The organism is Streptomyces pyxinicus (assembly GCF_024753135.1).
In the GTDB taxonomy this organism is placed as follows: Bacteria; Actinomycetota; Actinomycetes; order Streptomycetales; family Streptomycetaceae; genus Streptomyces; species Streptomyces pyxinicus.
The window spans coordinates 38,679-52,779 of record NZ_JANUGP010000006.1; the positions used below are offsets into that span (position 1 = coordinate 38,679).

At 72.3% G+C, this 14,101-nt stretch carries 13 protein-coding genes and 2 tRNA genes; 8 read left to right on the forward strand and 7 right to left on the reverse strand.

The window, feature by feature from the left end:
• Positions 1-197: 197 nt before the first annotated feature.
• Entirely contained in the window at positions 198-446 is a 249-nt protein-coding gene (locus NX794_RS10080; protein ID WP_258777975.1) for a DUF3073 domain-containing protein, read from the forward strand.
• Positions 447-512: 66 nt separating this feature from the next.
• Here the strand turns inward: NX794_RS10080 and purM are convergent, their stop codons facing one another.
• The 7 genes from purM to purS all read right to left on the reverse strand — a co-directional run bounded on the left by purM (position 513) and on the right by purS (position 8,744).
• On the reverse strand, positions 513-1,580 hold the full coding sequence (gene purM, locus NX794_RS10085) for a phosphoribosylformylglycinamidine cyclo-ligase (RefSeq protein WP_258777976.1): 1,068 nt from the start codon (positions 1,578-1,580) through the stop codon (positions 513-515).
• Between the two features lie 35 nt (positions 1,581-1,615).
• Complete coding sequence (purF, locus tag NX794_RS10090; RefSeq protein ID WP_258777979.1) at positions 1,616-3,145, reverse strand: amidophosphoribosyltransferase; 1,530 nt, start codon at positions 3,143-3,145, stop codon at positions 1,616-1,618.
• 203 nt (positions 3,146-3,348) lie between these two features.
• Positions 3,349-3,783: an META domain-containing protein gene (locus NX794_RS10095; RefSeq protein ID WP_258777980.1), complete on the reverse strand. Its 435-nt coding sequence runs from the start codon at positions 3,781-3,783 to the stop codon at positions 3,349-3,351.
• 58 nt (positions 3,784-3,841) lie between these two features.
• Entirely contained in the window at positions 3,842-4,639 is a 798-nt protein-coding gene (locus tag NX794_RS10100) for a maleylpyruvate isomerase family mycothiol-dependent enzyme (protein ID WP_258777981.1), read from the reverse strand.
• Between the two features lie 900 nt (positions 4,640-5,539).
• Positions 5,540-7,798: a phosphoribosylformylglycinamidine synthase subunit PurL gene (gene purL / locus NX794_RS10105; RefSeq protein WP_258777983.1), complete on the reverse strand. Its 2,259-nt coding sequence runs from the start codon at positions 7,796-7,798 to the stop codon at positions 5,540-5,542.
• Positions 7,795-8,475 carry a phosphoribosylformylglycinamidine synthase subunit PurQ gene (purQ, locus tag NX794_RS10110; protein WP_258777984.1) on the reverse strand — a complete coding sequence of 227 codons (681 nt, stop codon included), beginning with the start codon at positions 8,473-8,475 and terminating at the stop codon, positions 7,795-7,797. The genes purL and purQ overlap by 4 nt, the downstream gene beginning before the upstream one ends.
• Positions 8,472-8,744 (reverse strand): phosphoribosylformylglycinamidine synthase subunit PurS, encoded by a 273-nt coding sequence (gene purS / locus NX794_RS10115; RefSeq protein ID WP_258777986.1) that lies wholly within the window; start codon positions 8,742-8,744, stop codon positions 8,472-8,474. The genes purQ and purS overlap by 4 nt, the downstream gene beginning before the upstream one ends.
• A 311-nt stretch (positions 8,745-9,055) precedes the next feature.
• Between purS and NX794_RS10120 the strand changes: the two genes are divergently transcribed.
• The 7 genes from NX794_RS10120 (at position 9,056) to NX794_RS10150 (ending at position 14,093) form a co-directional block, all read left to right on the forward strand.
• The gene (locus NX794_RS10120; RefSeq protein ID WP_258777988.1) at positions 9,056-9,373 is read left to right on the forward strand and encodes a histone-like nucleoid-structuring protein Lsr2; all 318 of its coding nucleotides are present in this window, start codon (positions 9,056-9,058) and stop codon (positions 9,371-9,373) included.
• Between the two features lie 193 nt (positions 9,374-9,566).
• Positions 9,567-9,638, forward strand: a tRNA-Gly gene (locus NX794_RS10125).
• An 82-nt stretch (positions 9,639-9,720) separates the two neighbouring features.
• Positions 9,721-9,793: transfer RNA gene (locus tag NX794_RS10130), tRNA-Gly, on the forward strand.
• A 126-nt stretch (positions 9,794-9,919) separates the two neighbouring features.
• A complete protein-coding gene (locus NX794_RS10135; RefSeq protein ID WP_258777989.1) occupies positions 9,920-10,858 on the forward strand; it encodes an ABC transporter ATP-binding protein in 939 nt (312 codons plus the stop codon).
• Positions 10,859-11,364: 506 nt separating this feature from the next.
• Positions 11,365-12,189, forward strand: a complete 825-nt coding sequence (locus NX794_RS10140) for an ABC transporter permease (RefSeq protein WP_428985885.1) — start codon at positions 11,365-11,367, stop codon at positions 12,187-12,189.
• Positions 12,190-12,207: 18 nt separating this feature from the next.
• Complete coding sequence (locus NX794_RS10145) at positions 12,208-13,482, forward strand: sensor histidine kinase (RefSeq protein ID WP_258777991.1); 1,275 nt, start codon at positions 12,208-12,210, stop codon at positions 13,480-13,482.
• Complete coding sequence (locus tag NX794_RS10150) at positions 13,479-14,093, forward strand: response regulator transcription factor (RefSeq protein ID WP_258777992.1); 615 nt, start codon at positions 13,479-13,481, stop codon at positions 14,091-14,093. The genes NX794_RS10145 and NX794_RS10150 overlap by 4 nt, the downstream gene beginning before the upstream one ends.
• Positions 14,094-14,101: the final 8 nt, after the last annotated feature.

The following is a 14,101-nucleotide window of genomic DNA, read 5'->3' on the forward strand; positions in this document are numbered from 1 at the left end:
CGCCATTGACCAGCGAGGACAGGGCACCTCGCGGGTCCTGTGCACACGCGCGTGCTGCGGGCGACGTACCGTATGGGCGCGGGCTCAGGTACCGTGGAAGCCCTACGGACCGGCCTCTCTGCGGAGGGTCCGTTTCGGATCATGAACGCGTGTCAGACTCTGGGGCCGTTGAGCCCCGTCACCGAGGGGGTCGAGCCATGGGGCGCGGCCGGGCCAAGGCCAAGCAGACAAAGGTCGCCCGCCAGCTGAAGTACAACAGCGGTGGGACTGACCTGTCACGTCTGGCCAATGAACTGGGCGCATCGACTTCGAGCCAGCCGCCGAACGGCGAGCCGTTCGAGGACGATGAAGATGACGAGGACGACCTCTACTCGCGTTACGCCGACCTCTATGAGGACGGCGACGACGAGGACGAGGGCCCTTCACAACATCGTCGCGGCGCTTGACCTTGCACTGAGCAACAGTCCGGTCGGTGGCACAGCCACCGACCGGCTTCTGTGCTGTCAGGGTTGTCAGGCCGCGTAGTCCCCGACCAGCTCGGCCCCGGTGGTCTTCGGGCCGCGCTCGGTGATCTCGCCGGCGATCCAGGCGTCGACACCCCGGTCGGCCAGGGTCGTGAGGGCCGCCTCGGTGGACTCCGCCGGGACGACGGCCATCATGCCGACCCCCATGTTCAGGGTCTTCTCCAGCTCCAGGCGCTCGACGTCCCCGGTCTTCCCGACCAGGTCGAAGATCGCGCCCGGGGTCCAGGTGGAGCGGTCGACCACGGCGTGCAGACCGTCCGGGATCACGCGCGCCAGGTTGGCCGCGAGGCCGCCGCCGGTGATGTGGCTGAAGGCGTGCACCTCGGTGGTGCGGGTCAGCGCCAGGCAGTCCAGCGAGTAGATCTTGGTGGGCTCCAGCAGCTCCTCGCCGAGGGTGCGGCCCAGCTCCGCGATCTCGGTCTCCAGGGCCAGGCCGGCGCGCTCCAGCAGGACGTGGCGGACCAGGGAGTACCCGTTCGAGTGAAGACCGGAGGCCGCCATGGCGATCACCGCGTCACCCGTGCGGATGCGGTCGGCGCCGAGCAGCCGGTCGGCCTCCACGACGCCCGTGCCCGCGCCGGCGACGTCGAAGTCGTCCTCGCCCAGCAGGCCCGGGTGCTCGGCGGTCTCGCCGCCCACCAGGGCGCAGCCGGCCAGCACACAGCCCTCGGCGATGCCCTTGACGATGGCGGCGACCCGCTCGGGGTGGACCTTGCCGACGCAGATGTAGTCGGTCATGAACAGCGGTTCGGCGCCGCACACCACGATGTCGTCCATGACCATGGCGACCAGGTCGTGGCCGATCGTGTCGTAGACGCCCATCCGGCGGGCGACGTCGACCTTCGTGCCGACGCCGTCGGTGGCGGAGGCCAGCAGGGGGCGCTCGTAGCGCTTGAGGGCGGAGGCGTCGAAGAGTCCGGCGAAGCCGCCGAGGCCGCCCAGCACCTCCGGGCGCCGGGTCTTCTTCACCCACTCCTTCATCAGCTCGACGGCGCGGTCGCCCGCCTCGATGTCGACGCCCGCCGCTGCGTAGCTGGCACCAGTTGTCTCAGACATGACTGTGAGAGCTTTCGTGTCGTACTGCGGGGGTGTTACGGGCGGCGGATCGCGTCGGCCGCTGCGGTGGCGGCCGGACCGGCCGCCAGCTCGGTCTCCAGCAGCTGCTTGCCGAGCAGCTCCGGGTCGGGCAGCTCCATCGGGTACTCGCCGTCGAAGCAGGCGCGGCACAGGTTCGGCTTGGCGATCGTGGTCGCCTCGATCATGCCGTCGATGGAGATGTAGGCGAGGGAGTCGGCGCCGAGCGAGGTGCCGATCTCCTCGATGGTCATGCCGTTGGCGATCAGCTCCGCGCGGGTGGCGAAGTCGATGCCGAAGAAGCAGGGCCACTTGACGGGCGGGGAGGAGATCCGGATGTGGACCTCGGCGGCGCCGGCCTCGCGCAGCATGCGGACCAGGGCCCGCTGGGTGTTGCCGCGCACGATGGAGTCGTCCACGACGACCAGGCGCTTGCCCCGGATGACTTCCTTCAGCGGGTTCAGCTTCAGGCGGATGCCCAGCTGGCGGATGGTCTGCGAGGGCTGGATGAAGGTGCGCCCGACATAGGCGTTCTTCACCAGGCCGTTGCCGAAGGGGATGCCGGAGGCCTCCGCGTAGCCGATGGCGGCGGGGGTGCCGGATTCCGGGGTCGCTATGACCAGGTCGGCCTCGGCCGGGGCCTCCTTGGCGAGCCGGCGGCCCATCTCCACCCGGGAGAGGTACACGTTCCGGCCGGCGATGTCGGTGTCCGGGCGGGCCAGGTAGACGTACTCGAAGACACAGCCCTTGGGCTTCGCTTCCGCGAATCGTGAGCTGCGCAGGCCGTTCTCGTCGATGGCGACGAACTCGCCCGGCTCGATCTCCCGCACATAGCTCGCGCCGCAGATGTCGAGGGCGGCGGACTCGGAGGCGACCACCCAGCCGCGCTCCAGGCGGCCGAGGACCAGCGGGCGGATGCCCTGCGGGTCGCGGCCGGCGTAGAGGGTGTGCTCGTCCATGAAGACGAGGGAGAACGCGCCCCGGACCTTCGGCAGCACCTGGTGGGCGGCCTCCTCGATGGTGAGGGGCTTGCCGTCCTCGTCGACCTGGGCGGCCAGCAGGGCCGTCAGCAGGTCGGTGTCGTTGGTCGCCGCGACCCGGGTGGAGCGGCTGTTGTTGTCGTTGGGCAGGGCGGCGACCATCTCGGCGAGCTGCGCCGTGTTGACCAGGTTGCCGTTGTGGCCGAGCGCGATCGAACCGTGCGCGGTGGCGCGGAACGTCGGCTGGGCGTTCTCCCACACGGAGGCGCCGGTGGTCGAGTAGCGGGCGTGTCCGACCGCGATATGACCCTGGAGCGAACCGAGCGAGGTTTCGTCGAAGACCTGGGAGACCAGGCCCATGTCCTTGAAGACGAGGATCTGGGAGCCGTTGCTGACCGCGATTCCCGCGGATTCCTGACCCCGGTGCTGGAGGGCGTAGAGCCCGAAGTACGTGAGCTTTGCGACCTCTTCACCCGGAGCCCAGACGCCGAAGACGCCGCAAGCGTCCTGGGGGCCCTTTTCGCCGGGAAGCAGATCGTGATTGAGTCGACCGTCACCACGTGGCACGGTTCCGAGTGTAGGCGAGACCGGCCGCTGGTCCGAATGGGGGATACGCGACCCTGACGGGTCGGGGTTTCGCCGATCACCTTGGCGGAATTCGCGTTCTGGCTGGTCAGCTCGGGTGCTTCAGCGGTTCGTCCGAGTCCGGGGCGGACGGGACGCGGCGGGCCGGGGCCGGGGCGCCGCGTGCGTGAGTGAGGTGTCGCACATCATTCGGGTGCCGGGCGGCTGAGCCGGACACGGTCGCCGTCGCCGTCCGTGAGCGTCAGCCTCGTCTCGGTGGCGTGGGCGGTGAGCGTGCCGGTGGTCAGCGTCCGGGCGAGCGTGCGCTCGAACTCCATACGGGCCGGGGCGCAGGCCATCCTGGTGGTGCGCAACTGTCCGAGGGTGACGTGGTCGCCGTCGACGGTGCCGCGGGCGCTGAACCGGTTGCACCCGAGGTCGCCGGACGCCTTGCCGTCCGCGTCGATGCGCAGCCGGGCCGTGGCGGGCGCGTCGTGGGTGGTGCCGTCGACGGTGACGCTGTCGACCCGCCAGTCGATCCCGGTCACCGGATGCCGTTCGCTCACCGCACCACTGTCCGCCTTTCCGCCGCCACAGGCCACCACGCACGGGAGGAGCGCGGCGGCCACCGCCAGGGTCATGCGCTGCTCGTACCGGTTCATACGGGTTCGACGGACGCGCGGTACGACCGGTTCCGGGCTACGACATCAGCGGCAGCAGGTCCCCGAGGTCCGCGCGCTCCCCGCTCGCGCTGACCTTCGCCGCCGCGAGGGCGTCCCGCCAGGTCAGCCGGCCGGTGGCGAGCCGGATCCAGGTGAGCGGGTCGGTCTCCACGACATTGGGCGGCGTACCCCGGGTGTGCCGGGGCCCCTCGACGCACTGCACCACGGCGTACGGCGGCACCCGCACCTCGGTGGAGCCGCCGGGCGCCTTCAGGGCGAGGGCGTCGGCGAGCACCCGGGTCGCGGCGGCCAGGGCCTGCCGGTCGTACGGCACATCGAGGCCCGCGACGGCGGCCGTCAGGTCGTCGGTGTGGACGACGAGTTCGACGGCCCGGGTGACGAGGTAGTCGTCCAGGGGCAGCGCGCCCGCGTCGGTCGCCAGCAGCCGCCCGCCGGGATGCTCGGTCAGCACGGCCCGCAGGCTCTCCTCGACCCCGGCGAGGTACGCGTCGGGTTCGGGGTGCTCGGCGGCCAGGCGCCGGGTGACGGCGTCGATGTCACCGGAGCGCGCGGAGGTGGCGAACGGCCACTCGGCCACCGTGACGTCCTGCCGTGACGGTGCCGGCTCCGCCACGGCCCTCGGCACGGCCGTGAGCGCCATGCCGAGATGCGCGACCAGTTCCCGTACGGTCCACTCACCGAGCCGGGTGGGCAACGCGAGCCGCTCGGCGTCCAGCCCCCGGACGGCCTCCCTGACATGCCCGAACTGGGCGAGCACGGCGGCCCTCGTACGGGCGGGATCGTAACTGCGGGCACGCTTCCTGGCCGGTGGCATGCGGGTGAGCCTATGCCCTGCCGGGCAGGACGCTTCAGCCCCTCCTGGCTGGGCCGGGTGTGCCGGGGACGAACGGTTCGGGGTGAGTTCGGGGATTGGGGGCTGGGAGTCGGGGCCGGGGCCGGCGAAGGGGGCGCGTGGTCGGGTTGGGGGTGGGGACACGGGGCCGGGTCGAGGATGGAGCACGCGACCGGAGCCCGTGCCGGGCGGTACGGCCGGACCCGTGCCGGGCGGTACGGCCGGACCCGTGCCGGGCGGTACGGCCGGACCCGTGCCGGGCGGTACGGCCGGACCCGTGCCGGGCGGTACGGCCGGACCCGTGCCGGGCGGTACGGCCGGACCCGTGCCGGGCGGTGCAGCCGGACCCGTGCCGGGCGGTGCAGCCGGACCCGTGCCGGGCGGTGCAGCCGGACCCGTGCCGGGCGGTGCAGCCGGGACCGGAGCGGAGTCGCATGGCCAGGGACAAGGCCGCGGCGCCCGGCGCGGCATCCGGACAGTACGGCCGCGCATGGCGGGCCGCGAGTCCACGACCGAGGCGAGGGCACATGGCCAAGGGCCACGGCCTGCACCGCGCACAGCGCCCGGGCAGCACGGCCGACCCAAGCCAGGTCGCGAGGCCAGGACCGGTGCGGGGCCACGTGGCCAAGGACAAGACCGGCACCGGCAACGCCCGGCAGTACGACCGACCCAAGCCGGCCGCCAGGCCCCCACTGAGGCGAGGCCACGTGGCCAGGGGCAAAACCGGCACCCGGTGCGGGGGCCACGCGGCCGGAGCCGGGGGCAGAGGAACTCGCGGCCCCTACGCGGGCGACGGCGTCCAGCCCAAGCCGTGCTCGGTCCGGGGGTGCGAAGGCCCTGCCCGTTCGGGACGGGCAGGGCCTTCGGGGTTACCCGGCGGGGTCAGGCCAGCAGGGCCGGGATGGTGTTCTCGTGGGTCTCACGAAGTTCGTCCAGGGTCAGGGCGAACTCGCCCTGCACCTCCACCGCGGCACCGTCCACGACGCCGACACGGGTGGCCGGCAGGCCCCGCGCGCCGCACATGTCGGTGAAGCGGAGCTCCTCCGAGCGCGGCACGGCGACGACCGCGCGGCCGGCCGACTCGGAGAACAGGAAGGTGAACGCGTCGAGGCCGTCCGGGACGACCAGCCGCGCGCCCTTGCCGCCGAGCAGCGCGGACTCCACGACGGCCTGGACGAGACCGCCGTCGGACAGGTCGTGCGCGGAGTCGATCATGCCGTCGCGGGAGGCGGAGATCAGGATCTCGGCCAGCAGGCGCTCCCGCTCCAGGTCCACCGCCGGGGGCAGCCCGCCGAGGTGGTCGTGGACGACCTGGGACCAGGCCGAGCCGCCGAACTCCTCGCGGGTGTCGCCGAGGAGGTAGAGCAGCTGGCCCTCCTCCTGGAAGGCGACCGGGGTGCGCCGGGCCACGTCGTCGATGACGCCGAGGACCGCGACCACCGGGGTCGGGTGGATGGCCGCCTCGCCGGTCTGGTTGTAGAGGGAGACGTTGCCGCCGGTCACCGGGGTGCCGAGCTGCAGGCAGCCGTCCGCGAGGCCCCGTACCGCCTCCGCGAACTGCCACATCACGGCCGGGTCCTCGGGCGAGCCGAAGTTCAGGCAGTCGGACACCGCGAGCGGCTTGGCGCCGGTCGTGGCGACGTTCCGGTACGCCTCCGCCAGCGCGAGCTGCGCGCCCGTGTACGGGTCGAGCTTGGCGTAGCGGCCGTTGCCGTCGGTGGCGATGGCGACGCCGAGCCCCGACTCCTCGTCGACGCGGATCATGCCCGAGTCCTCGGGCTGGGCCAGCACCGTGTTGCCCTGCACGAAGTGGTCGTACTGGGACGTGATCCACTTCTTGGAGGCCTGGTTGGGCGAGCCCACCAGCTTCAGGACCTGGGCCTTCAGTTCCGCCGCGGAGGCCGGGCGGGGCAGCTTGTTCGCGTCGTCGGCCTGGAGGGCGTCCTGCCAGTCCGGGCGGGCGTACGGGCGCTCGTAGACCGGGCCGTCGTGGGCGACCGTGCGCGGGTCGACGTCGACGATCTTGCCGCCGTGCCAGAAGATCTCCAGCCGGTCGCCGTCGGTCACCTCGCCGATGACGGTGGCGATGACGTCCCACTTCTCGCAGATCTCCAGGAAGCGGTCGACCTTCGCCGGCTCGACCACCGCGCACATGCGTTCCTGCGACTCGCTCATGAGGATCTCCTCGGGCGAGAGGGTCGAGTCGCGCAGCGGCACGTCGTCCAGGGTGACGCGCATGCCGCCGGAGCCGTTCGACGCCAGCTCGCTCGTCGCGCAGGACAGGCCCGCCGCGCCGAGGTCCTGGATGCCGACGACCAGCTTCTCGGCGAACGCCTCCAGGGTGCACTCGATGAGGAGCTTCTCCTGGAAGGGGTCGCCGACCTGGACGGCCGGCCGCTTCGACGGCTTGGCGTCGTCGAAGGTCTCCGAGGCCAGGATCGAGGCGCCGCCGATGCCGTCGCCGCCGGTGCGGGCACCGTAGAGGATGACCTTGTTGCCCGCGCCGGACGCCTTCGCGAGGTGGATGTCCTCGTGCCGCATGACACCGATGGCACCGGCGTTGACCAGCGGGTTGCCCTGGTAGCAGGCGTCGAAGACGACCTCGCCGCCGATGTTGGGCAGGCCCAGGCAGTTGCCGTAGCCGCCGATGCCCGCGACGACGCCCGGCAGGACGCGCTTGGTGTCGGGGTGGTCGGCGGCGCCGAAGCGCAGCGGGTCCACGACGGCGACCGGGCGGGCGCCCATCGCGATGATGTCGCGGACGATGCCGCCCACGCCGGTGGCCGCGCCCTGGTAGGGCTCGACGTACGACGGGTGGTTGTGCGACTCGACCTTGAAGGTGACCGCGTAGCCCTGGCCGACGTCGACCACACCGGCGTTCTCGCCGATGCCGACGAGCAGCGCGTCGCTCTCGGGCGCCTTCTCGCCGAACTGGCGCAGGTGGACCTTGGAGGACTTGTACGAGCAGTGCTCGGACCACATGACCGAGTACATGGCGAGTTCGGCGCCGGTCGGGCGGCGGCCGAGGATCTCCACCACCCGCTCGTACTCGTCCTTCTTCAGGCCGAGTTCGGCCCAGGGCAGCTCGACGTCGGGGGTCGCGGCCGCGTGCTCGACCGTGTCCAGAGGCGTCCGGCTCATGCGTTGACCAGCTTCTTGAGGATCGAGGTGAAGAACGGGAGGCCGTCGGTGCGGCCGGTGCCGATCAGCGGCTCGACGGCGTGCTCGGGGTGCGGCATGAGGCCGACGACGTTCCCGGCCTCGTTGGTGATGCCGGCGATGTCGTTGAGCGAGCCGTTGGGGTTCACGTCCAGGTAGCGGAAGACGACCCGGCCCTCCGCCTCCAGCGCGTCGACGGTGCGGGCGTCGGCGACGTACCGGCCGTCCATGTTCTTCAGCGGGATGCTGATCTCCTGGCCCTGGCGGTAGTCGCCGGTCCAGGCCGTCTCCGCGTTCTCCACCCGCAGCTTCTGGTCGCGGCAGATGAAGTGGAGGTGGTCGTTGCCGAGCATGCCGCCGGGGAGGAGGTGGGCCTCCGTGAGGATCTGGAAGCCGTTGCAGATGCCGAGGACCGGGAGGCCGGCCTTCGCCTGCTCGATGAGGGGCTCCATCACCGGCGAGAAACGGGCGATGGCACCGGCGCGCAGGTAGTCGCCGTAGGAGAAGCCGCCGCACAGGACGACGGCGTCGACCTGCTTGAGGTCCTTGTCCTTGTGCCACAGGGCGACGGGTTCCGCCCCCGCGATACGGATCGCGCGCCGGGTGTCCCGGTCGTCGAGGCTGCCCGGGAAAGTGACGACGCCAATACGAGCGGTCACTTCGCGGCCTCCGCGACTTCCGCCGGCTCTTCCACCTTGACGACGAAGTCCTCGATCACCGTGTTGGCGAGGAAGGATTCCGCCAGATCGTGGATGCGGGCGAGTGCGGCCTCGTCGACCGGCCCGTCGACTTCGAGTTCGAAACGCTTTCCCTGACGTACGTCCGAGATCCCCTCGAAACCCAGGCGCGGCAGCGCACGCTGGACCGCCTGGCCCTGGGGGTCGAGGATCTCCGGCTTGAGCATGACGTCGACTACGACGCGTGCCACTGGCACTCCCGGTGTGTGGTGCTGAGCAGGTTCCTTCAGACTACCCGCACAAAATTTCTACGCGAGTAGAGTTGGAGGAAACTACGTGAGGCGCGTCACGATCGGGTGTCGAAGCCCGGCCCGCGCGAAAAATTCTGGGAAAGTTCGGGAGTCCCGCCCGCGTTACGTATTGTGCTCGGACACGCGGAGGGATTTAGTCGGGCTTCACTTTGCATTGCCGGGCACTGTACAAATGAATTGGCAATAGCCGATACTCGGTACGTCATCGCCGTTGAGCTGTATCGACGTGCCGCACGAAGGGACCGATATTCGTGGCGCAAAAGGTCGTGGTCACTCTGTTTGACGACATCGACGGCTCGGAAGCGGCGGAAACGATCGCCTTCGGACTCGACGGTAAGTCGTACGAGATCGACCTGAACGCGGGAAACGCCAAGAAGCTGCGCAAGGCGCTCGCGCCCTACGTCGAGGCCGGCCGCAAGCGGTCGCGCTCCGGCAAGGCGTACAAGCAGACCGAGGTGGCGCCCGACCCGGCGGCCGTCCGCGCCTGGGCCCAGGCCAACAAGATGGACGTCCCGGCGCGCGGGCGCATCCCCAAGAAGGTCTACGAGGCGTTCACCGCCGCCCAGTGAGGCGGGCGGGACGAGCGCGTCGAGCGAGGCCCGCGAAGGGGCAGTCCCCAGGGCCCGTCAGCGGGCCCTGGGGACCGTTCAGTTGGGCGGAGCGGGCCCGGCGGGGGAACCGACTTGCGCTACCCCCCTGCTGATCAGCTAATGTCTGGAACACGCCGAGGGGCGAGGCCGAAAGGCCGGATCCCGAGGACATGCGGGTGTAGTTCAGTAGTAGAACATCCCCCTTCCAGGGGGAAGGCGCAGTGTGCGATCCCTGTCACCCGCTCTGGCATCGGCCGTCATGACCACGCTTGTGGATCAGGTAGGCTGGTGCTCGCACCGATCGGTGGGAGCCGGTCGGGGGCAGTGCGGACGTAGCTCAGTTGGTAGAGCGCAACCTTGCCAAGGTTGAGGTCGCGAGTTCGAGCCTCGTCGTCCGCTCGGGAGAAAGACCCCGGTCCACTGGACCGGGGTCTTTTCGTTTCCCCGCGCCTTTCTGACATTTGTCATGGCGGGTGATGACACCGCGCACTGCCCGGCCGGCGCCGGCGCCGGGACGCTGGCCTCATGGACAAGCACGGACACGAGCACGTGATCGAGGTCACCGACCTCCGACGCGTCTACGGAGGCGGGTTCGAGGCCGTACGCGGCATCAGCTTCTCCGTGGCACCCGGCGAGATCTTCGCCCTGCTGGGCACCAACGGCGCCGGGAAGACCTCCACGGTGGAGCTGCTGGAAGGGCTCGCCGAGCCCGCCGGGGGCCGGATCCGGGTCCTCGGCCACGATCCCTACCGCGAGCGGGCCGCCGTACGGCCCCGCACCGGCGTCATGCTCCAGGAGGGCGGCTTCCCCGCCGAGCTGACCGTCGCCGAGACCGCCCGGATGTGGGCCGGCTGCACCAGCGGCGCCCGGCCGGAGGCGGAGGCCCTCGGCCTGGTCGGGCTGGCGGACAAGCACGCGGTGCGGGTCAAGCAGCTCTCCGGCGGGGAGCGGCGCCGGCTCGACCTGGCGCTCGCCCTGCTCGGACGGCCCGAGGTGCTCTTCCTGGACGAGCCGACGACCGGACTGGACGCCGAAGGCCGCCGGGCGACCTGGGAGTTGGTGCGGGAACTGCGCGACGCCGGTACGACCGTGCTGCTCACCACGCACTACCTGGAGGAGGCCGAGGACCTCGCCGACCGGCTCGCCATCCTGCACGAGGGCCGCATCGCCGCGTCCGGCACCCCGGCCGAGGTGACCGCCGGCCGGCCCTCCCGCATGTCCTTCGAACTGCCCGAGGGCTACTTCCTCGGCGACCTGCCCCCGCTGGCCCACCTCGGCGTCCGCGCCCACGAGACCGACGGCCGGCTCGTCCACCTGAGCACCACCGAACTCCAGCGCACCGCCACGGCCGTCCTCACCTGGGCCGACCGCTCGGGCGTCCCCCTGCACCGCCTCGACGTCCGCTCGGCGTCCCTGGAGGAGGCCTTCCTCGGCATCGCACGGGAGCACGGGGTGGCGGCGTGAGGGAGGAGAGGGGCGAGGGGAGCGGCGGGGTCGGTACGGCGGGCGGGGGGTTCGGTGGGCCCGGCCCGGGGGCTGAAGGGCTCGGCGCCGGGGGCGTCGGGCGTGGCGAGGGCGGGACTTCGGGAGGCGGGGGCGGTATCGCCGAGGGCGGCGCGGAGGGCAGGGAGCCCGGCACCGGGCCCTCGGGGCGCGGCGAAGGCAGAACTGCCGGATACGGGTGCGGTATCGGCCGGGGTGCGCGCGGGGCGGGGACAGAGGTCGGCGGCACCGGCTCCGGGGCCGGGGCCGGGGCCGGCTCCGGGAGCGGGGCCAGCTCCGGGGGCGGGGCCAGCTCCGGGGCCGTCGTACGCCACGCGAACGGAACCGCCGACCGCGAGAGCGGCACCGGCGGGCACGCGAGTCGAGGCGGCACGCGGGCGGACGGGCCCGGCACCAAGGGTCCAGGGCGTGGCGGTGCGACCGGTGTGCGAGACGGAGTCGGGAGCGGGCGGGTGAGCGGAGGCGTCATGGCAGGAGGGAGCGGAAGCGTGGCCGTAGGGAGCGGTGAGGTTGTGGGGAAGGCCGGCTGGGCCGGGACGCGGCGGCGGCTCGGGGCGCTCGGGCGGGGCGAGTTGGCATTGCTCGGACGTAACCGGGGTGTGGTGTTCACCGCGCTGGTCGTGCCGCTGGTGCTGCCGTTCAGCGTGCGGCCGGCGCTGGACGGCATGCATCTGGAGCGGCACGGGCTGAACGTCGGCACGACCCTGCTGACGGCCGCGGTCGGCTACTCCTTCCTCTTCGCCGTCTACACCTCGCTGGTCAGCGCCTACGTCGCCCGCCGCGAGGAACTCGTCCTCAAGCGGCTGCGCACCGGCGAGCTCTCCGACCCGGAGATCCTCACCGGCACGGCCCTGCCCGCGGTCCTCCTCGGCCTCGCCCAGGCGCTGGTGCTGTGCGTCGCCTGCGCGGTGCTGCTGGACACCGGGGCGCCCCGGGCGCCGTACCTGATCCTGCCCGGGCTGGTCACCGGGCTCGCGACCACCGCCGCCCTCGCCGCGCTCACCGCGTCCTGGACCCGGACCGCGGAGAGCGCCCAGGTGACCGCGCTGCCGCTGGTGTTCGTGTCCATGATCGGCTCCGGGATCGCCTTCCCCGCCGAGATCATGCCCGGCCGGCTCGCCTCGGTCTGCGAACTCCTCCCGCTCTCCCCGGCCGTCCGGCTGTTCCGCGGCGGCTGGACCGGCCAGTTGAGCGGGTACGAGGTGCTGGGCGCCCTGGCGACCGCGCTGGCCTGGACGGTCGTCGCGGTGTTTGCTGTACGGCGGTGGTTCCGCTGGGAACCGCGCCGCTGACGGACGGGGGGACGCGCGATGCTGGGGCACGTACGGCGCTGGCAGCAGCGGCACTGGCGGGAGCGGAGCAAGGCCGAGCGGGTCGAGCTGTACACGGTCGGCACCTGGCAGGTCACCGTCTGGCTCTTCTCGCTGGGCTGGCTGCTGCTGCCGCTCCTCGGCGGGCTCGACGACCGGCCGGCGGCGGTGCTGCTCGGCACCCTGCTCGGGATCGTGGCCACCCTCCAGTGCGCGGTGGCCCATCGGTTCACCCGGCCCGTGCTGGACCACTACCTGGGGCGCGCGGAGCTGCCCCCCGGCGCCCACCGCGTGCCGGCCGTCCTGCTCGGGCTGGCGCTGGCGCTGATCCTGGCCCTCGCCGTGCTGGGCGCGGGCGAGTCGATGACGGTCCGGCTCGCCGTCGGCGCCTGCACGCTGCCCTTCGGGATGCTCTACGGACTCACCGTCCCCGTCCGGGTGTTCCTGCGCCGGTCCGCGCTCCTCACCGTGCTGCTGGTGGCCGCCGTCGGGCTCGCCGACCGCGATCCGGTCGGCCTGCTCGCGACCGCGCTGATGTGCGCCTTCAGTACCGCCTTCCCGCTGCTCGCCGGCCGCTGCGGCGCCTGGACCCTGCACGTGCTCTGGGAGGCGGAGGGGCGCCGGGAGCTGGAGGCCCGGCTCGCCGTCGCCGAGGAGCGGCTGCGGTTCGGGCGGGACCTGCACGACGTGCTGGGGCGGAACCTGTCGGTGATCTCCCTCAAGAGCGAGCTGGCCGTCCAACTGGCCCGGCGCGGGCGGCCGGAGGCCGTGGCGCAGATGGTCGAGGTGCAGCGCATCGCGCGGGAGTCCCAGCGCGAGGTCCGGGACGTCGTACGCGGCTACCGGGAAGCCGACCTCACGGTGGAACTGGCGGGCGCGCAGGGCGTGTTGACGGCCGCCGGGATCGCGTGCGAGGTGCGCGCGGAGCGGGCGGAGCTGCCCGCCGAGGTGCGCTCGGCGCTCGGCTGGGTGGTGCGCGAGGCGACCACCAACGTGCTGCGGCACGGCGACGCGGCCCACTGCTCGGTGGGGCTGCGGAGCCTACCGGGGTGCGTGGTGCTGACGGTGGAGAACGACGGGGTGGCCGGGTCCGCCCCGCCCCCGGGCGGGGGCGGAGGTTCCGGGCTGGCCGGGCTGCGCGAGCGGCTGGCCGCCGTGGACGGCACCCTGGAGGCGGGCCCGGCCGGGGCGGGCCGGTTCCGGGTGCGGGCGCGGGTGCCGCTGGGTCAGAGCCCGGCCCTCGACGGCGAGAGAGTGAGCGAAGTCACGACATGAGCGGTCCCGTATGGCTGTTGCTGGCCGACGACGAGCATCTGATCCGGGGCGCGCTGGCCGCGCTGCTGTCCCTGGAGGACGACCTCCAGGTGGTCGCGGAGGCGGCGAGCGGCCCCGAGGCGCTGGCGATGGCCCGCGCCCACACTCCCGACGTGGCCGTACTCGACCTGGAGATGCCCGGCGCCGACGGTGTGAAGGTGGCCACAGCGCTGCGCGCCGAACTGCCCGGCTGCCAGGTGCTGATCGTCACCGGTCATGCCCGCCCCGGCCATCTGAAGCGGGCCCTGGCGGCGGGCGTGCGGGGGTTCGTCCCGAAGACCCTCAGCGCCCGGCGGCTCGCCGAGATCATCCGGACCGTGCACGCCGGGAACCGCTACGTGGACCCCGAGTTGGCCGCCGACGCGATCTCCGCCGGGGACTCCCCGCTGACCGCGCGGGAGGCCGAGGTGCTGGAGCTGGCGGCGGACGGCGCGCCGGTCGCGGAGATCGCCGAGCGGGCCGCGCTGTCCCCGGGGACCGTGCGGAACTACCTCTCCTCGGCCGCCACGAAGCTCGGCGCCGAGAACCGTCATACGGCGGTGCGTCTCGCCCGCGAGCGAGGTTGGGTATAGTTGCTCTC